Origin of the sequence: Halocella sp. SP3-1, assembly GCF_003953885.1 — a bacterium.
GTDB classification, from domain to species: domain Bacteria; phylum Bacillota; class Halanaerobiia; order Halanaerobiales; family DTU029; genus Iocasia; species Iocasia fonsfrigidae.
This window is the reverse complement of the sequence record NZ_CP032760.1, coordinates 1,064,865-1,083,518: the sequence shown is the minus strand read 5'-3', so window position 1 is coordinate 1,083,518 and position 18,654 is coordinate 1,064,865. Positions and strand designations below refer to the sequence as shown.

General features: G+C 30.6%; 18 protein-coding genes and 1 pseudogene. All 19 read right to left on the bottom strand.

Going from position 1 to position 18,654, the window contains the following annotated elements; translation table 11 throughout:
* Positions 1-17: 17 nt before the first annotated feature.
* The 19 genes and pseudogenes from D7D81_RS05130 to D7D81_RS05045 all read right to left on the bottom strand — a co-directional run bounded on the left by D7D81_RS05130 (position 18) and on the right by D7D81_RS05045 (position 18,529).
* Entirely contained in the window at positions 18-596 is a 579-nt protein-coding gene (locus tag D7D81_RS05130) for an acyltransferase (RefSeq protein WP_205739340.1), read from the bottom strand.
* A gap of 19 nt (positions 597-615) precedes the next feature.
* The gene (locus D7D81_RS05125) at positions 616-1,683 is read right to left on the bottom strand and encodes a Gfo/Idh/MocA family protein (protein ID WP_205739339.1); all 1,068 of its coding nucleotides are present in this window, start codon (positions 1,681-1,683) and stop codon (positions 616-618) included.
* Between the two features lie 191 nt (positions 1,684-1,874).
* A complete protein-coding gene (locus tag D7D81_RS05120) occupies positions 1,875-2,180 on the bottom strand; it encodes a transposase (protein ID WP_125987921.1) in 306 nt (101 codons plus the stop codon).
* A 308-nt stretch (positions 2,181-2,488) separates the two neighbouring features.
* Positions 2,489-3,592, bottom strand: a complete 1,104-nt coding sequence (locus D7D81_RS05115; RefSeq protein ID WP_125987919.1) for a DegT/DnrJ/EryC1/StrS family aminotransferase — start codon at positions 3,590-3,592, stop codon at positions 2,489-2,491.
* Positions 3,585-4,880, bottom strand: coding sequence for a nucleotide sugar dehydrogenase (locus D7D81_RS05110; protein WP_125987917.1), 1,296 nt, complete (start codon positions 4,878-4,880; stop codon positions 3,585-3,587). Before D7D81_RS05110 ends, D7D81_RS05115 begins: the two co-directional genes overlap by 8 nt.
* Before the next feature lie 49 nt (positions 4,881-4,929).
* Positions 4,930-5,922, bottom strand: a complete 993-nt coding sequence (locus D7D81_RS05105; RefSeq protein ID WP_125987915.1) for an NAD-dependent epimerase/dehydratase family protein — start codon at positions 5,920-5,922, stop codon at positions 4,930-4,932.
* 5 nt (positions 5,923-5,927) lie between these two features.
* Positions 5,928-6,797 carry a TIM barrel protein gene (locus D7D81_RS05100; RefSeq protein WP_125987913.1) on the bottom strand — a complete coding sequence of 290 codons (870 nt, stop codon included), beginning with the start codon at positions 6,795-6,797 and terminating at the stop codon, positions 5,928-5,930.
* Positions 6,798-6,813: 16 nt separating this feature from the next.
* Complete coding sequence (locus tag D7D81_RS05095) at positions 6,814-7,440, bottom strand: acetyltransferase (RefSeq protein ID WP_125987911.1); 627 nt, start codon at positions 7,438-7,440, stop codon at positions 6,814-6,816.
* A gap of 2 nt (positions 7,441-7,442) precedes the next feature.
* On the bottom strand, positions 7,443-8,507 hold the full coding sequence (gene neuB, locus D7D81_RS05090) for an N-acetylneuraminate synthase (RefSeq protein WP_125987908.1): 1,065 nt from the start codon (positions 8,505-8,507) through the stop codon (positions 7,443-7,445).
* A 19-nt stretch (positions 8,508-8,526) separates the two neighbouring features.
* Positions 8,527-9,402: a class I SAM-dependent methyltransferase gene (locus D7D81_RS05085; RefSeq protein WP_125987906.1), complete on the bottom strand. Its 876-nt coding sequence runs from the start codon at positions 9,400-9,402 to the stop codon at positions 8,527-8,529.
* Positions 9,403-9,442: 40 nt separating this feature from the next.
* Positions 9,443-10,144, bottom strand: coding sequence for an acylneuraminate cytidylyltransferase family protein (locus D7D81_RS05080; protein ID WP_125987904.1), 702 nt, complete (start codon positions 10,142-10,144; stop codon positions 9,443-9,445).
* 286 nt (positions 10,145-10,430) lie between these two features.
* Positions 10,431-11,858, bottom strand: a complete 1,428-nt coding sequence (locus D7D81_RS05075) for a CDP-glycerol glycerophosphotransferase family protein (protein ID WP_125987902.1) — start codon at positions 11,856-11,858, stop codon at positions 10,431-10,433.
* 137 nt (positions 11,859-11,995) lie between these two features.
* Positions 11,996-12,487 carry a hypothetical protein gene (locus tag D7D81_RS05070; RefSeq protein ID WP_125987901.1) on the bottom strand — a complete coding sequence of 164 codons (492 nt, stop codon included), beginning with the start codon at positions 12,485-12,487 and terminating at the stop codon, positions 11,996-11,998.
* 149 nt (positions 12,488-12,636) lie between these two features.
* A pseudogene (locus D7D81_RS20365) lies at positions 12,637-12,783 on the bottom strand (UDP-N-acetyl-D-glucosamine dehydrogenase); the annotation flags it as partial.
* Positions 12,784-12,971: 188 nt separating this feature from the next.
* Positions 12,972-14,141, bottom strand: a complete 1,170-nt coding sequence (gene pseC / locus D7D81_RS05065; RefSeq protein WP_125987899.1) for a UDP-4-amino-4,6-dideoxy-N-acetyl-beta-L-altrosamine transaminase — start codon at positions 14,139-14,141, stop codon at positions 12,972-12,974.
* A 1-nt stretch (position 14,142) separates the two neighbouring features.
* Positions 14,143-15,111 carry a UDP-N-acetylglucosamine 4,6-dehydratase (inverting) gene (pseB, locus tag D7D81_RS05060; RefSeq protein WP_125991939.1) on the bottom strand — a complete coding sequence of 323 codons (969 nt, stop codon included), beginning with the start codon at positions 15,109-15,111 and terminating at the stop codon, positions 14,143-14,145.
* 106 nt (positions 15,112-15,217) lie between these two features.
* On the bottom strand, positions 15,218-15,796 hold the full coding sequence (locus tag D7D81_RS05055; protein ID WP_125987897.1) for a DUF8042 domain-containing protein: 579 nt from the start codon (positions 15,794-15,796) through the stop codon (positions 15,218-15,220).
* Positions 15,796-17,637, bottom strand: a complete 1,842-nt coding sequence (locus D7D81_RS05050) for a motility associated factor glycosyltransferase family protein (RefSeq protein WP_125987895.1) — start codon at positions 17,635-17,637, stop codon at positions 15,796-15,798. The genes D7D81_RS05055 and D7D81_RS05050 overlap by 1 nt, the downstream gene beginning before the upstream one ends.
* Before the next feature lie 85 nt (positions 17,638-17,722).
* Positions 17,723-18,529, bottom strand: coding sequence for a flagellin N-terminal helical domain-containing protein (locus tag D7D81_RS05045; RefSeq protein ID WP_125991937.1), 807 nt, complete (start codon positions 18,527-18,529; stop codon positions 17,723-17,725).
* Between the last annotated feature and the right edge of the window lie 125 nt (positions 18,530-18,654).

The window sequence follows — 18,654 nt, the reverse complement described above, 5'->3', positions numbered from 1 at the left end:
TTTTATAAAACCTCCAATTAATACTCACTAATATCATCTATACTACCTATTATTTTCCCAGGATTACCTGCAACTATTTTTCGATTAGGAACATCTTTAGTAACAACTGTACCAGCACCAATCAAAGCATTTTTTCCAATTGTTTTTCCTGGTAATATAGTTGTATTAGCTCCTATCTTCGCTTTTTCTTTAATTATAGATCCTTTTAAGTTATTCATAACATTTTTTGACTTAGGATATTTAGCATTTGTAAGAACAACATTAGGGCCAATCCAACATCCTTTTTCTAATCTTGAATATTCAGGTATAAATGTTTGAGAATGTAATCTAACATCATCTTCGATTGTAATATGATGTTCAATACAGGAAGAAGTTCCAATACTAACATTATTTCCTATATAATTTTCTTCTCTTATAGTCACATGATGTCCTGTTTGAAAATCATCACCTATTTTATTACCTGCATAAATAACTGTATGAGAACGTATAATTGCATTATCACCAATAATAGTTTCTAATTCTCCATCTTTCTTTCCTTTTGGAGGCACTCCAATTATTACATAATCTTCTATATATACATTCTCTCCTATTTCCACATTGGAGAATATTTTGTAATTACTCATGTCTAACACCCAATTTACATTTTTGAGGCTCAAATCTCAATCTAATAGTTTTCCGTGTTTCAGCAGACTCATAGATAGCATTAATTAATTCTAAAGACTTTCTTCCTTCTAACCCATCAACTAAAGCCTTTTTATTTTTATTAATACAATCTATTACATGTTCTAAATATCTCTTATGTCCAAATCCATAAACATTAGGAGGATTTTCTTTAAACTTTTCCATCACTTCTCTATCTTCTTCGCTCTTATCTTCAAACTGCCACACCTTCATCTCATTGACTGCAAAGCCTCCTATTTCAACTGTTCCCTTCTCACCTAATATAGATAAAGAACCTTCTAAATCTTTAGGTCTTGTAGCAGTAGTAGCTTCAATTACACCTAAAGCTCCATTAGCAAATTTAATTATAACTACCCCAGTATCCTCCACTTCAATATTAACTAAACGTGTAGCAATCTTAGCTGATACTTCAACTGGCTGTCCCATCATCCATTCCAACAAATCAATATGATGTGATGCCTGATTTGTTAAAACACCTCCATCCATAGACCATGTTCCACGCCAATCATCCATATCATAATATTTCTGATCACGAGACCAGCGAACCCTTACTGTTCCCAATACTAATTTGCCAAATTTACCTTCTTCTAAAGTACTCCTTAGTTTTTGAACAGGTAAATTATATCTATTTTGTTTTACTATAAATAGACGCGAATTATTTTCATCACACACTCTAATCATTTCATCTGCATCTTCTAATTTTAGTGCCATAGGTTTTTCACATACTATATGCTTTTTATATTTTTTAACGATATCAACTGTATGTCTGGCATGCAAGCCACTAGGTGTTAAGACATTTACTATATCAATTTCTTCATTTTGTAACATATCATCATAGCTTGTATAATATGGAATATTTAATTTCTCGCCATATTTTTTTGCTTTTTCCTTAACAATATCACAAACTGAAACTATTTTACTTTCTTGAATATCTGTTAATGCTTGAATATGCTTTCTAGCTATTCTACCGCATCCCACTAATGCAAATTTTAAAACAGACATAATAATCCTCCCCATCATACTAATTAAAGTCAATAACTAATTTTAGTTCTAAAACAAATGTTATAAAACCAACTGGGACCCATTGAATTAATCTATCTCTTTTTTCTAGCTAACTCTAACTTATGCCTCTTCTTCTAAGATTGTATATATTCGGTACACCATATCCAATTGATAAGTTTGATTTTGTTGTTTTATACCTTCAGCAATCCATTGCTTATCTTTGTCTTAAAGTGATTGAGTATTTGTGACTGCCAACGCTGAATAATTCCTTTAGCTCTATAAAAAGATTTTAGCTTAGTATTGGAGACCCATATATACCATTGTTTAAGAGTCGCTTTTGCTTCAGATATGTTATCTATCTGCAATAGGTCTCTAAACTCTTCTTTGAGTTCCCAGGCCTTTTCTAAAGATGGATTTAGCACAAATAAATTAATAACTCTTTTATGTTCTTTATCAGTTAAATCTTTACCCCGTTTTTTTATTAGCATACGACTCATTTTCCTATAGGGTTGTTCTAACTGATTTTGTCCTGTTTTCTAATTTCATTAAGTGCTTTATTCATTACTGCCACAAGATAATGTTTTCTTTAGTTTGCATTAACTTTATTACAATTAAGTCTAGTAAATCAGGAAATTTTATGATAAAATCATTTTGCATTCATTAGACTCCTTTGTTGAATTTTTAGTTGTAACTCTTTAATTCAACGAAGTTAGGCAAATGCCTTTTTATTTTTTGATTTACAGTTTTTCTTCACAACATTAAATTATAAAACCAAAAAATTAAAATAAGTGTATTATCAGAAACTCTAACAAATAATTAATTCACATATTCTTCTTATCGTATCGTCATCCATATTAAGTAATGTTGGTAAACTAATGCCTTTTTCACTTATTTTAGAAGATAATCTCAAATCATTATTAATACAATATTTTATATATATATCCATTTCATGCAAAGGATAAAACAAGGGTCTAGTTTCAATATTATTTTTTCTTAAATTATCTCTTAATTCATCACGATTAATTCCATACTTATTTTCTTCTATTAATATAGTATAAATCCAACATACTCTCTTTCTATCTTTAAAGTTTTTCTGTAAAGTAATACCTTTAACTCCTTTTAGATAAGAATCGTAGATTTTAACGATAGTCTCCCTTTTCCCTAAAATTTCTTCTATCCTTTCTAACTGGGCTACTCCAATCGCTGCCTGCAAATTAGTCATCCTATAGTTATAACCAATTTTTTTATGCCAATAGCGTTTTTGCGGGTCCATTCCATGATCACGAATTATTCTCATCTTTTCCTTTAATTCTTGATTATTAGTTAGACACATTCCACCTTCTCCAGTAGTAATTATTTTATTGCCAAAAAAGGAAAAACAAGATATGTCTCCAAAACTTCCCACTTTCTTCCCCTTGTACTCTGCACCATGGGCTTCTGCACAATCTTCAATAACATATAAATTATACTTATTAGCAATCTCCATTATCTTTTCCATATTACAGGGTTGTCCATAAAGATGAACTGGAATGATGGCTTTAGTTTTCCTGTTTATTTTACTTTCTATTTTTTTATAATCAATATTCCAACTATCCTTATCGATATCTACTAAGACAGGTGTAGCACCTGTATATAAAACTGCATTAATTGTAGCAACAAAAGTCAAGTCAGGAACTATAACTTCATCATTTTCTTTTATTCCTAAAGCCTCTAAAGCAAGGTGCAAAGCAGTAGTACCATTAGATGTTGCTACACCAAATTGTGTGCCAATATATGATGAAAATTCTTCTTCAAATTGATTTACAAATTGCCCCTGTGAAGAAATCCAGTTAGTTTTTACACACCTTTTGACATATTCTAATTCATTTCCACCTAGCGCTGGAGACGCTACTGGAATAAAATTACTCATCTCTATTACCCCCATCTAAATCCAAATCTAATTCTTCTTTTTTATAAAATATTTTACCTGTTTTACTTATATCCCAAATATCAACAAACCATGTGTCTGAATCGCATTGTTCAATAATTTCAGAAAATCTATCCCTGAAAATAGTATGATTTACTGCCAGATAAACCAGGTCAGTATCTTTTAAACTGTTCTCCAGTGAGGTATTCTTATAGTCAATATCATCTAACTGTTTTTCATCTACCATCTCATTTAAATAAGGATCATGTATATAGATATTTCTTGGTACTTCTCTCTCTAAATATCTAATTAACTTAGCTATTAAAGTATCTCTCACATCATCTGTATCTGCCTTAAAAGTATAACCTAATATAGCGACATTTTTATCTGTTATCTCCACTCTCTTTTTTAAATTGTCTACTAAAAACTTAGGCATAAATTCATTTATTTTATATGAACTCAGTAATAAATCAGTATATGGAATGTTTTCATTAATCATTCCAAAATCTTTTCTTAGACATGTTCCAGCTGTAAATCCTGGTTGAGCGATTTTATCCCTCGGATATTTATAATTAGCCATATTTATAATTTCATATGCATTAGCACCAAATTCATCTGCTATCACAGCAAACTGATTTGCCGTGGCAAATCTTATATACCTTGATATATTATTAAACAGCTTAACTAATTCTGCAGACACATAATCCGTATGAAGTATTTCTGTTGTCAAAGTTCTAAAAAGCTTTTCAGCCTTTTCGGCACTTTCCTTATCCTCACTTCCTATTATTTGTGGCAGTTTTTCTAATTCTTCCATAGCATTTCCCTCAATAATTCTTTCAGGACAAAAGCTTAAAAATATATCAGTTCCCACCTTATAGCTAGTAACTTTTTCTAAATAGTTCTTAACAAATTCTGTTGTCCCAGGAGCAACTGTGCTTCTTAAAATTATATTTTGTCCTTTTTTTATGTGTTTTTCGATAGATTTTAAAGCACTTTTGATTTGACTTAAGTCTGTTTCTAAATGCTGCCTTAAAGGAGTCCCTACTGTAATAATTATATTTCTTGCTCCAGCGATTTTATGTCTTTCTTCATAGATTGCTTCCAAATTAACATTAACTATAATCTCTTCATAGCCTTTTTCTTTAAACGGCATTATTTTCTTTTGGACTGAATCAACAATATCTTTATCTATATCAAATCCTTTTACCTCTAATCCCTTTTTAGATAAACTTAGTGCTAATGGCAAACCCACTCGACCTATGCCAATAACACCAACATCATATTTAAACATATAAAATACACTCCCTTTTAAAAAAACTCTATGATATTATTATAATATATTATATATCTCTTGCTTTAAATACACTATTATACCAATCATATGTTAATTGAAGTCCTTTATCTAGGTCTATTTCTGGTTTGTAAGTTGTTAATTTTTCAAGTTTATCTATGTTTGGACATCTTCTACTAACTGAACCCTTTGGCGCTTCCTCCACATCAATTGCAACATTATGTCTGGTTAGTTTTAGAAATTTCTTTGCCAAATCAATAATTCTAATTTCTTCTCTATTATTTCCTATATTGATAATCTCACTATCACATTTATTATTTTCCATCACTAATTTAGTAGCCTTTACGGCATCAGTGATATAACAAAATGCCCTTGTATCTTCTCCACCAAAAATTTTAAAGGGATTTTCTCTTTTATATATTCTCTTAGAAAATTCAGGTATCACATGCTCAAATCCCATTCTTGGCCCATAAATATTATGGTATCTTATAATAGAAAAGGGTATTTGTCTGGTTCTACAATAGTTCACTGTTAATAGTTCTCCAGCAATTTTGCTGCCACCATAAGAATTGCGTTCATTAAACACATCGTTAATTGTCAATGGAATATTCTCTTTAGTTGGTATAAACTCTTTATATTCAGAAAAAGAATTTACAGTGCCTGCATAGGTCTCTGAAGATGATGTAAAAAGAAATTTACCACAATTATTAGGATTAATCCAGTTTAGTATATTTATTAATGTTAGTATATTTACCCTTAATACTTCAAAAGGCTTTTCATAAAAATTTCTTGTGCCATTTATTGCTGCAAGATGATAAATATAATCAAAATAACCGTTTAATAACGCTAGCTCTTCAGGATTAGTTAAATCAGCCTTTACAAATCTTACATTTTCTTTTTTGTTTAATTCTAATAATTCTTTATCATTTTCTCCCCTGAAAAAATTATCTATCAATGTAACATCCAGTGAGAACTCTGATAGATATTGAGCTAAATGGAAGCCTATAAATCCTGCTCCCCCGGTAATTAAAACCTTTTTCATATATATTACTCCCCTTCCAGTTCATTTAGCATTCTTTTATATTTATCAAAAGTTAATCCCTTAGCTTCAATGACAATTGGTTTATCAAACAAACTATATTTCTTTATTATATCAATTTGCCACCCATCTAATTGTATTGGTAAATGTGCATCTTGACTTCCATCATTTTCAGATAAATGTATTTCAAATATTTTGTTTCTATACTTATTTATTAAAAAATCTAATGTTTCATACTTATCAAATTTCATATAATTTGCAGCCACATTTAAATGCCCTAAATCAAGTAATAATCCTAGATACTTATTATCTTCATATTTATTTAACAGTTCCTCTATTTCTTCTTCGCTACACATTATTGAATAATTCTTTACTTTATTATATGGAAACAAATTTTCTATACCTATTTTAACTTGCTTTTCTACGGCAAAAGATAGGATATCATCTAGTGATTTATAGAAAACTTGGTAGGTTTTTTCCCAATCAATTTCCCCTGGATCCGGCTTAAAATAACCGTTTTTATTAACACTAAGCTTTTTAGAATAACCAGCATGAAAAGTATATAATTTATTATTAAATTGACTAACTAATTCAATGTTTTCTTTGATAAAGTTAACACTTCTATTTAAATTTTCCTTATTCTCAGAAGCAATATTTAAAACAAAATCCTTGCGGGGTGGAGGAAAATAATTATGTATAATATAGTTAATATTATACTTTTTTTGTAAACATAATATATCCTCTAATATATTTTCATAAAAAACTTCTCCACCACTTAATTCTATATTGTTTAAGCCGTTTGAGACTATTTTCTCTATTTTACTCTTTATATCTAAATTTTCATAATCTAACCAGGCGGATGAAATAAATAACGGCATATATTATCACCTCAATTTATATTGATAATGCTGGAGCACCTGCAACCTTCACTTTATCAGATAGATTATTAATAACTACTGATCCTGCTCCTATTATTACTTCTTTACCAATCTTTATATTATCTATAATAGTAGTACCTATACCAACAAAAGAATTATCTCCAACTATCACTCTCCCGGCAATACTAGTTCCTGGAGAAATATGTACATTACTACCTATTATAGATTCGTGGTCCACTATTACTCCATTATTAATTATAGAATTATCATTGATTACAACTTCAGCTCCAAGTATTACACCTGCACCAACCATGATTCCTTCTCCTAATCTACAGCTTTCATCTACTATTGCTGTTGGATGTATAACATTAACAAATTCATAGCCTTTCTTTTTTAATAAAGAAAAGTAATATTCCCTCTTTTTATTATCACCAATTGCCAATACCAATTTTTTTATATTATGTTTAACTATATATTTAACAATTGAATCAACTCTTATTATATTTTTACCCGTTATTTTTTCATCTTCTTCTTTTTTATATTTATCAACAAAACCAACTATATTGATTTTTTTATTTAGTTTCAAGATACTTCCTACTGTTCTAGCATGTCCTCCTGCTCCTATTATAAAAATGTCTTCCATAGTTATTCATCCTCTAACATTTCATACTTAATTATACTATTTTTTTTGATATCCATCTTTGCTTTTTTTTCAACAATTTCTTCTAAATACAGGGGAGAAATACCTCCGCAGGGTCTTTTAGCAGTTAACATATCTCTTTTTATAGATTCTCCTTTATTTATGCTAACTTTGGCAACTAAACTCTTTTGTAGTAATAATTTAACTTGCTTTTCCTCTAATAGTGGTGACTTAATACCAGTTCCCATTGCTTTTTCTATTTTTCTTATTAATTCCACACAACTTTTTAATTCTATAGGACTCAAAGAAGCTTTATGATCTGGTCCAGGCAAATTTTTATCTATTGTAAAATGCTTTTCAATTACCTTTGCCCCTAAAGCTATCGAATAGGGAGCTACCCCAATACCAGCTGTATGGTCAGAATAACCAACCAGCAAGTCAAATCTATCTTCTAGAGTTTTTATTGCCTGCAAATTAGCCTTTTCAAATTCTAATGGATAATTAGAAATACAATGTAATAAAATTAATTCACCCATATTATTTTTTTTAAATATATCTACTGCCTTCTCCACTTCACTTAAATATGACATTCCAGTTGAAAGTATTACTGGCTTATCCTTTTTTGCTAAATAATCCAGCAGGAGCAAGTTAGTAGTATCTGTTGATGCAATTTTATAGGCTTTTATCCCTAAACCCTCTAATAAATCAGCACTCTCTTCATCATAAGGTGTAGATAAAAAAATAATTCCTTTTTTATTACAATAATCTATAAGGATTTTATGATCTTCTTTATCTAACTCTAATTTTTTTAGCATTTCATATTGATTTTCGCTAGACTCAGTATTTTTTTTTTGGTATTCTGGTTTTTCAGTATCCCTTAAAATTAACCTTTCAGTAGAAAAAGTCTGAAATTTTACAGCATCTACATTGGATTCAACTGCTATATCAATTAACTTTTTTGCCAATTTTATATCGCCATTATGGTTAACACCAGCTTCAGCAATAATAAATGTTGGATTATCTCTATTAATCAGTTTATTACCGATTTTTATTTCTTGGCTAAATTTCATTAATAAACCCTCCATAAAATCATATTCGATTGGAACGAGCTACAATAAATATTGTATCTGTTAAACCAAACTTTTCTAAACTATTAATATATTGCTTGTTATTACCAAATAACTCCTTAAAGTATTGATCTCCTCCCGGTTTTCTTTTATTTAACCAATTCAAATGATTATCTAACCCATATCTCTGCTTATAAATAACTTTGATTATGGAAATATCAGATTGATCTGCCACATATGTTAATGAATATAAAGAATATATATAAGGATGCATCATTTGAAAACAAAAATCTTTATATTCTTTACAATCATATAATTCTATTAAAGGATCTTTAATATGCGGCACTTCTATTATGATTTTCCCATCAGAGGCAAGGTGAGATTTACACCATTCTAAACATTTTATAGGATTTCTTATATGTTCAAAGGTATGAAACATACATATTATATCAAATTGTTCACTTTTATCTGCTTCGGAAATATCACTATATTGTTTTTGACTAAATTTTTTAGAATAAACTCTATTTTCATTATCAGGCTCAATTGCACACTTATAATTTACATCATATAATAATTCCAAAAAAGCTCCTGTAGCCGACCCAATTTCACAAACACTCTTTACACCTCTGAAAAACTTTTTAATTACTTGATACCTTTTTTCTGCAACTAATTTGCTTTTATGATGTAATTCGTTTACACTCTCAACAGATATAACTCCCCTTTTTACAACATGGTTTTTATATTGTAAATAAAACTCTTTCTCTTCTTTAAGTGTCATTTGAGGATAAACAAATGATATATCACATTTATTACATCTATAAACCTTCGCATTTTCATTGTCCCATACTTTATCATGAAAAACATCTATATCTTTAGAACTACATATCGGACATCTCATTTCTATTTATCACTCCAAATGAATTTATTTTTACTATTTTCTAATAAATGATTTCCATTAGTGACTCTACCACTTTCCAGTCAAAAGCATCATCAATATCAATAGATCTTTCTTTAGGCATAATATAGGGAATAGTTTTACCTGCCCAGCGAGATTTATATTTTAAAAACAAGTCAGTTCTAGTTATATAGATTGCCCCATTAATATTGTAAATTTTAGGCAATTCCTGTCTTCTGTTATATTCTATTTTTTCAGAATAAAAAGGAACTGCAGTATTATCCTTTATTTCCATCATCCAAGCAGGATGCTTATCTGCTTCACACAAACTTATTAATGAATCTCCATTTATTATAATTAGTTTTTCTAAAGATTTGTCTATATCTTCTACTCTTCTTAAAGGGGATGTTGGTTGCAATAACATCACATAATCTGACTTATATTCTTCATTTTTTTCTAACCAATTAATGGTATGAATCATGGCATCTTCGCTTGTAGCTTTATCTGTTGCTAATTCTTTTGGCCTTAAAAAAGGAACTTCTGCTCCATATTGCTTAGCTATTTCTCCTATTTGAAAATCATCTGTTGATATAATAATTCTATCAATATACTTGGATTTCACAGCTTCTTCTATAGTATAGGAGATCAATGGTTTTCCTTTTAGTTTTTTTATATTTTTTTTGGGGATTCCTTTTGAACCACTTCGAGCCAAAATAATTGATAAAACCACTTGATTATTTATCATATTTACCTCCAAAGTTATTTTATATATTTAATTATTTAATTTATATTTTATAATCATCTATAACCTTCATCTGTTCTATATAATTTGAAGTATATTTTTTATTTGCTTCTCTTTTTAAAAACACCCTAAATTTTTGAATCTTTCGAAGTAATCACAATAAGAGTAAAAGCCACCATATCTAGATTATAACCAATGTAGATATTATAAAATTATATTCCAAGTCAATAATACATAAAGAACTTTATATATACTATCTACTTTGTGAAAATTTTTTATTTATTTGCAATTAACTATTCCCTTTTAAAATTCCACTAATAAAATTTCTATAATTAATTTTCCAGTTCTGCTCCCAGTAATAATTAATATTTTTTACTGGCTTAACTTCATTATTATTTAGAAGCTCATAAAGTTCTTCTGCATTTTTAAATCTTTTTCCTATTTCACTTGGAATATGCATTCTGGATAATTCATGGTCATAAATAAATATTGGTTTATTAAACCCAATGGTTTCAAATAATGTTGTTGAATAAACCCCAACAACATAACTACTTTTATATATTAAATCATAAATATCACCATAATCGTTTATAATCACATTATCTAATTGTTCTAACTCTACATACCGCTCACGAAAAGGTATCTCTCCTGGATGTAATCTGTATATAATTTTAATATCCTGATCTTTAAATAAATAAGATAACTTCTTTGTTATCTTCACTAATTCATTTGTAATAGGCCCTTGAGACACTATTAGAATTTTCTTTTCCATTCCATTTTTTTCTTTGTTATTATACTCTTTTATCTTACTATAAAAATGAGGATTACCAATAACAATCTTATTAACTGGTGTTTTTAAATTTTTGCTCCAATATTCACCATACATAAATAAAAAATCAGGTAAATATTTTTTATAATATTTATTATCAAAAATACTATTTCCATAATTATAGGCAATATGATTTTTAGAAATCATTCCATGCTGGAATTCTCCAACTTTTATCCCAAAATCTTTAGCCCATTTAACAAGATACCCCTTATTACCATAACTAGCACACTGTAGAAATATAATCTTGGGCTTTAAGATAAGAAATAATACTTTATAATAAAGATGATATAATTTAAGACTTTTAGACAAAGTACTTAAATCTCTTTTTATAATACCATACAATTTTTCACTAATATTAAATTTTATGTTCTCTTTTAAAAAACTAATAATTCTTTCGATTTCATTTTCATCAGTGTTTTCTATTTTTATATCTTTTAATTTTGAGGCAATTAAAAAATCAATAACATCTAAAAATTTAACATTTTCAAAATATCTAGATAATCTATATTTTTTTCTATATGATTGTTCTATAATTAATGTCTTATCACTAAATTCCAAAGCAAAATAATCATGTATAGTATTAAAATACTTATGATCTTTCTTGGCAGTGTTATTCCTTACATTACTAAACATCACTATATCAAATTCTAATCCCTTATTATCAAAAGGATTAAAATCAATAGTATTTTTATTATAATCAAGTAAATCTGAAAACTTAAAACTTCCAGCTGGAGAATGCGCCGATTGCAAACCCAATTCATAATCAATAATATATTGAAATATTTTCATTCTTATATGAGGCCACATTAAAATATTGTCATGTTTAAATTTAAAACTTAGTATTTTTGGATTATTATGCTCAAATTGTAATAAACTATCTACTCCCATATTACTTTTCTCCTCTACTTTACAAAAAACTAATATTATTATTAGGCTCTTTTAATATATTAAATTAAGTTACATCATACTTTATATAAATTATAGAAAAAACAATAGGAAACTTGATTAACACATGAAATTTATCATTAAATAATAGAAAAAATCTTATTTTGTTTAATTTCCATTTCTAAAAGTTGTTCTTTAATTTCTTTTTTCCAGGTAGAGGCTATTATTATTTTATCGACATTTACAAAAATATCTAATTTAGGCTCTACAATTTTAATTCCATATAGTTTTTCACCCCATCTTTGAGAATTATTATCTAAAATATATTTGACTTGAATATTTTTTTCATTATTGCGATTAAAATCTTGAATATAATTTAATACACTCTCTCCAAAATTACCAGCTCCAAAAATAGCAATCGTTTTATTAGAACAATTATTCATAAAGTCCATAAATTTAGAATTAGTACTATTTCTCTCTTTAGCTATCTTACTAATCTCTTCTCTAATCGAGTTAATTAATAAATCTAAAATAGCTTTTTCATTTTTATCATATATATCAAAACCTAATTGTTCTAAATATGAAGTTGCCAGACTATAAATTTGATTAACTTTTTCGTTATCTTTATTCATTTCTATTTTCACCTTTATCTTTATTAAAATACTATAATAAAACAATTATATTTTTATATTAAAAATAACCACCTAAAACACTATGCAAATTATATCTTGGCCCCAACGATTTCATTAGTACCATAACACTTATTTCTTTTTGTATCACACAAGGTCATTTCATTAACCAATACTATATTTATATTTCTAAAGATGTTTTATTATATTTTTTTCATTTCTGCTATAGTAGGACTAGAAACTGTATGTACTATTGACTCCAATACACTATTGTAAAGTGAAACTGCTATTTCAGTACAAATACCTAGTTACTCACCGACAACCTTGGGGGGTATTTTTAGTTTTATAATACTTGCTTTGGCTTTCTCTACAGCTAAGGGCAAACACATAGCCTAATCCAATTACACCTATTATAGCTTTATTGGTTTCAATTTTTTCCTTTAATACTTCAAAGATTGTACTATCAATAAATTTAAGTGGAATACTCTCATCTTAACACCCCTGATTTAATATAATTGTTCAATACAGTAATGACAAAATCAATCCCTTGTTTATCTAGTTTAGCAAACAGCGGTAGTGAAATTATTTGTTCATATATACCTTCAACCCTTGAACACAACCCCTTCTCATATCCTAATCTTTCATAGTACGGATGCCAGTAAACTGGAATATAATGGACCTGAACCCCTAATCCCTTATCCCTTAAATATTCAAACACTTCTCTTCGACTTTTACCTAACTTCTCTTCATCAACCTGTATCACATATAGATGCCAGGAACTCTCTCTATCATCTTTTTGATAGGGTAATTTAATCCAGTCTATACCACATAGTTCTCGCTTATATATTTCAGCAGTTTCCCTTCTTCTCTGCACAAACATATCTATCTTTTTCAGCTGACTTATACCTAAAGCAGCCTGAATATCTGTCATTCGATAATTAAAACCCAACAGCTGTTGTTCATGATACCAGGGTCCTTGATATTGATTTATATATTTTTCTTGTTTTTTCGTTATCCCATGACTTCTAAACTGTATTAATTTATCATATAAGTCCTTATTATTAGTAGTAATCATACCACCTTCACCAGTGGTTATATGTTTAACTGGATGGAAACTAAAAATAGCCATATCACTATATTTACAGTTTCCAATTTTTTCACCTTTATAAATAGCCCCCAGGGCATGTGCTGCATCTTCAATTACTATAAGATTGTTTTCTCTGGCAATTTGTTGTATCTCTTTCATATCACAGGGCTGGCCTGTATAATGTACCGGAATAACAGCCTTTGTCTTATCTGTAATATTTTTTTTTATCTCTTGTGGATCTATATTATAGGTATTACTATCTATATCAGCAAATACTGGTCTGCCCCCCTGATATAAAACACAGTTGGCTGAGGCAGCAAAAGTCATTGCTGATGTAATCACTTCATCACCTGTATCTATTCCAGCAGCAAAACAGGCTGCATGTAGGGCGGCTGTGCCATTTGAGACAGCAACAGCATATTTTGCTCCTACATAATGGGCAAATTCATCTTCAAATTCCTTTATTTTAGGGCCAGTCGTCAGGTAATCACTTTTAAGTACCTCAACTACTGCCTTAATATCATCTTCATCTATCCACTGTCTGCCATATGGTATATATTTATCTCTCATCTCAGAGCCCCTTTATCTTCTCCTGCATCTCTTCTATAGTTAACCACTGTTTATTTCTATCACTGGTATATTCAAAACCATCAGGCAAGGGTTTACCATCCTTGTGATTGCTGGAGTTCCACCAGTTAAACTCCGGCTGGATAATGTAATAATCCTCAAATTCCAGGGTATGACGGGCATCTGCCCGGGTAATCATGGCTTCATGCAGCTTTTCTCCTGGTCGAATCCCTACCGTCTCCTGCTGACATTCTGGCGCGATGGCCTGAGCAAGGTCAGTTATCTTCATACTGGGTATCTTGGGTACAAAGATTTCTCCTCCCTGCATCTTCTCCAGGGCAGTTAATACCATTCCAACCCCATCCTCCAGGCTTATCCAGAACCTGGTCATCCGGGGGTCAGTGATAGGAATTTTACCTGTTTTTTTCTTCTCTCGAAAAAAAGGTATAACACTCCCCCGACTGCCCATCACATTACCATAACGGACTACTGCAAAACGGGTATCCTGACTACCAGCATAGGAATTTCCTGCAATAAAGAGTTTATCTGAACATAATTTTGTTGCCCCATATAGATTTATAGGGTTAGCAGCTTTATCAGTGCTTAAGGCTACAATCCTTTTAACACCTTTGTCAATGGCTGCATTAATAATATTTTGAGCACCTATTACATTGGTCTTAATAGCCTCAAAGGGGTTATATTCACATTCAGGCACCCGTTTCAGGGCAGCGGCATGAATAACTATATCTACCTCATCAAAAGCGCGCTGTAGTCTCTCTCTGTCCCGGACATCACCGATAAAAAAACGTAGGCGGGAATCATTAAACTTCCCACTCATCTGGGATTGTTTTAGTTCATCCCTGCTTAAGATTATTAGTTTTTTAATACTATATCTATCTAATACAATCCTGGTAAACTTTTTCCCGAAAGAACCAGTACCACCTGTCACTAAAACAGTCCTACCATCTAACATTAGAACAACCCCTTTTGCTCCATAATCTATTTTGTCCATATATAATATTTCTTTGTACTTATTCGGCCGAAAATGACGCCATTCCTCCTGAAATAGTGCTTAAAGACTAGATGATTTCCTCATTTGTTACCTGAATATATTCTCGATAATCCTCTAGTACAGGAATTAATTCATACTCCAATATATCACTAATTAAAACAAGATCTTTCCTCTCTATTCCCTCTGCTAAACTGGCTATGGTATCCTTCCACTTAGCAAAAAAACTCTTCTGATTTAGAGCATTAGTTTCTTTTTCATCTACAGCACTTCCGATGTTTTCCAGTAAAGTATTTAACCAATCCAGGGTATCTAATAACTGCTGAATCATAATAAAGCGGGCAGTTTCAGTACCATCATTAATCCTGTCTATAAATTTATCTATTCTGTCAATCAACTTAGGTATAAATTCCTCTGCCTCTTTAATGGTCTCCAATGTAAGCTCCTTAACATCTTTTGCTATAATCTCTAGATGCCCTATTTTCCCCAATTCTTTAAACTCTTCTTCTGAAAAATTACTTATATCTTCCCCATCAGCAATAACCCGGTAGACTACTGAACCCTGTGATTGTATTTCATCAAATATCTCTCCTATAGAACTTTCTTTACTAGCCAGCTCTATGTCTATACCATGTACTGTAACCTCCATTATCTTCCCTCCTCTAATAGAATTTTTTGATAATGCTGTTTTAGTATCTCTATAGTTTTATTACAACCCTTTATCAATAAATTATAAAATTCAACCAGCTTACCGTATTTTTCAAGGTTATTCCTGAAATCAACATTAACTTCATCATAAATATCATACATTTCAGATTCAAAAAACATCACATGCTTTTTCAAAATACTTATATTATTGCTTATAGTCTTCATCTTTCCTAATGTTTTTTTATAGTCTTCTTCAACCGTACAATCTAATAATTTATCTACAAATAACAATCCCTGTTCTGCCTGTTTTTTAAGTATTTTAAGATTATTAATAATTAATTCAAAATCCTTAATTATATCAGGATTCCATTCAGCTTTATAATTATCTAATTCACTTAATATTTGTTCTTTCTTGTTATTTTCTTTATGACAATAATCGTTAATTACTTCCTTTAATGGTATTATCCTGGTTCCTTCTATCCGGGCACCACCTTCAGTAGCATCAATAAATTCAGTCTGACAGCCACTGTCCTTAATATTCCTGATGGTTCTATTAAACCACTGTAAATAAAAATGAAAATCACTTCTGGTCCAGACTTTATTGCCATATATATCCTCAACCTTCAAGTGTTTTCTATGAGTTTTTTTTAGTTCATCTTTCAGGCTAAAAGAATGATCACTGCCACTCACATGTGTATTATTATCTGAAAACGCCAGATCCTGCCCAACAAAAACAATTGGATCTGCTGCCAGCAGATGAGCAAGAACAAAAGCCAGATGTGCCACTGAGCCACCAGTAGCCAGTCGGCCCAGAAAACCACGCTGTTTCTCTATCCAATATATAATATCTTCACTGACACCGTAACCTGGGCTGAAAATAACTGGCCCCGGCCATTTCTCCAATATATGATTATAAAATTGGGGGATAGTCACTAAGATTGTACTTTTTAATTTTTCATAGTCTATACCCTTAAAATATTTTAATGTATATATATATCCATCAATAACAGTCACTATATCTGGTATTATATCATTCTTAAGTAGTGTCTTTAAAACTGCATCAACTGCAATAACAAGTGCCTTCCCTCTAACTTCTTTTAATAAATGCATATTTTTATCCAGAGAAGGACCAGCTGCCACCACAATTGCCGGTTGATCTCTATATAAGTCTTTTAATTCTTTAACACCCGGTTTCTCTAACATCAAATACAAATTATTGAGCAGGTTTTCTTCCCAAACCTTGCCGCGTTTTTTGCTAGTATGTTTATTGGCCTGTAATTTTCTGATAGTAAAAGACAGGTCTTTTTCAATTAAAGCCAATGTCTGACCAAAATACCTTTTTACTGTCGGGAGTTTAAATAAAATTAGTTCCTCAAAAACAATATCAATATGATCTTCTATAAAATTAATAAGTTCTGAACTATCATAGTTATCTCTTAAATATAAATAAAAATGTTGATCGGAAAATAAATCTGTAAAATCATTATATCTGAGCGCTTTCTGAAATAAAGCAGAATTATTTTCAATAACAAATATCTTTACCCCTTTATCTTTCACTTTATCAAAAAGTACTTTGAGGTGATAGCCCATAGCAAAACCAAGTACTACTACAGCAGTCACGCCATCTGTTGTCAGCTGCGCTACCAGCCTCTCTGCTTCCCTCTCAGGGTTATATTTGCTGTGCAGTAGATATTCATCACCTTCAGCTTGATAGGCGGCAGTCTTGCTGCCATTTTGTCCTGCTACTATGCTTATATTCTGATCTAAAATTGGATCTTCTAATATCTCCTGATAAACAGGGTATCTTTTCTTTAAAACAGCTAAATTTTTTTTAAACAGCATATCTCACTCCACTTCTTTAAAGAAAAATAAAAAAGCCAACTGACATAATGTCAGTCAGCTTAGTGTTATAAATATTAATTATTAATTATCCCAGAAGTGATAATACTGACTGAGATTTGGTGTTAGCCTGTGCTAACATAGCAGTACCAGCCTGCTGAAGAATCTGATTTTTAGTTAAATCAGCCATTTGAGCAGCCATATCTGCGTCACGGATACGTGATTCAGAAGCCTGCAGGTTTTCTTCAGTAGTAGCCAGATTTTTAATGGTGTGTTCTAATCTGTTCTGGACAGAACCAAGGGTACTACGGAAGGAAGAAACTGCACTAATGGCTCCATCTAAAGTATCAATAGCACCCTGAGGATCAGTTGTTACATCAACACCATTAATAGACAATCCAGTTGTAGCAGTCATATCTAGCAAACCAACAGAAATAACCTGATTTGAATTAGAACCAATCTGGAAAGAAACATCGGCAGCGGCATTCAATAGATTCATACCATTAAATTCTGTCCTACCAGCAATACCACTAATTTCTGCTATTAACTGGCCAACCTCTGACTGAATCTTTTCAATATCATCAGCTTGATTAGTTCCAGTAGAAGCCTGTAAAGACAGGTCCCTCATTCTCCTTAACATGCTGTGTACTTCATTTAAAGCACCTTCAGCAGTCTGGATTAAAGAAATACCATCCTGGGCATTACGCTGTGCCTGGTTCAAACCACTAATCTGAGCACGCATTTTCTCGGAAATAGCCAGTCCAGCAGCATCATCAGCAGCCCGGTTAATACGGTAACCTGATGATAATTTTTCCATTGTCTTGGACATACTGTCTGAGTTGACACTAAGATTTCTTAAAGCATTCATTGAACTGATGTTATGATTAATAATCATAGTCACATCATCCTCCCTGATATAATTTTGTAAGAAAGCAATCCTTGCTTCCTTCACAATATATATCGGACAATAGACCTAAATTATTAACTGATAAAAAAGTCCTATTAAGACCATATAAAGTG

What these genes read in the sequence shown, in the direction of transcription:
- D7D81_RS05125 (WP_205739339.1), bottom strand. Translation starts at nt 1,683, where the DNA reads ATGTCTGTTTTAAAATTTGCATTAGTGGGATGCGGTAGAATAGCTAGA.
- D7D81_RS05120 (WP_125987921.1), bottom strand. Translation starts at nt 2,180, where the DNA reads ATGAGTCGTATGCTAATAAAAAAACGGGGTAAAGATTTAACTGATAAA.
- D7D81_RS05115 (WP_125987919.1), bottom strand. Translation starts at nt 3,592, where the DNA reads ATGAGTAATTTTATTCCAGTAGCGTCTCCAGCGCTAGGTGGAAATGAA.
- D7D81_RS05110 (WP_125987917.1), bottom strand. Translation starts at nt 4,880, where the DNA reads ATGTTTAAATATGATGTTGGTGTTATTGGCATAGGTCGAGTGGGTTTG.
- D7D81_RS05105 (WP_125987915.1), bottom strand. Translation starts at nt 5,922, where the DNA reads ATGAAAAAGGTTTTAATTACCGGGGGAGCAGGATTTATAGGCTTCCAT.
- D7D81_RS05100 (WP_125987913.1), bottom strand. Translation starts at nt 6,797, where the DNA reads ATGCCGTTATTTATTTCATCCGCCTGGTTAGATTATGAAAATTTAGAT.
- D7D81_RS05095 (WP_125987911.1), bottom strand. Translation starts at nt 7,440, where the DNA reads ATGGAAGACATTTTTATAATAGGAGCAGGAGGACATGCTAGAACAGTA.
- neuB (WP_125987908.1), bottom strand. Translation starts at nt 8,507, where the DNA reads ATGAAATTTAGCCAAGAAATAAAAATCGGTAATAAACTGATTAATAGA.
- D7D81_RS05085 (WP_125987906.1), bottom strand. Translation starts at nt 9,402, where the DNA reads ATGAGATGTCCGATATGTAGTTCTAAAGATATAGATGTTTTTCATGAT.
- D7D81_RS05080 (WP_125987904.1), bottom strand. Translation starts at nt 10,144, where the DNA reads ATGATAAATAATCAAGTGGTTTTATCAATTATTTTGGCTCGAAGTGGT.
- D7D81_RS05075 (WP_125987902.1), bottom strand. Translation starts at nt 11,858, where the DNA reads ATGGGAGTAGATAGTTTATTACAATTTGAGCATAATAATCCAAAAATA.
- D7D81_RS05070 (WP_125987901.1), bottom strand. Translation starts at nt 12,487, where the DNA reads ATGAATAAAGATAACGAAAAAGTTAATCAAATTTATAGTCTGGCAACT.
- pseC (WP_125987899.1), bottom strand. Translation starts at nt 14,141, where the DNA reads ATGAGAGATAAATATATACCATATGGCAGACAGTGGATAGATGAAGAT.
- pseB (WP_125991939.1), bottom strand. Translation starts at nt 15,111, where the DNA reads ATGTTAGATGGTAGGACTGTTTTAGTGACAGGTGGTACTGGTTCTTTC.
- D7D81_RS05055 (WP_125987897.1), bottom strand. Translation starts at nt 15,796, where the DNA reads ATGGAGGTTACAGTACATGGTATAGACATAGAGCTGGCTAGTAAAGAA.
- D7D81_RS05050 (WP_125987895.1), bottom strand. Translation starts at nt 17,637, where the DNA reads ATGCTGTTTAAAAAAAATTTAGCTGTTTTAAAGAAAAGATACCCTGTT.
- D7D81_RS05045 (WP_125991937.1), bottom strand. Translation starts at nt 18,529, where the DNA reads ATGATTATTAATCATAACATCAGTTCAATGAATGCTTTAAGAAATCTT.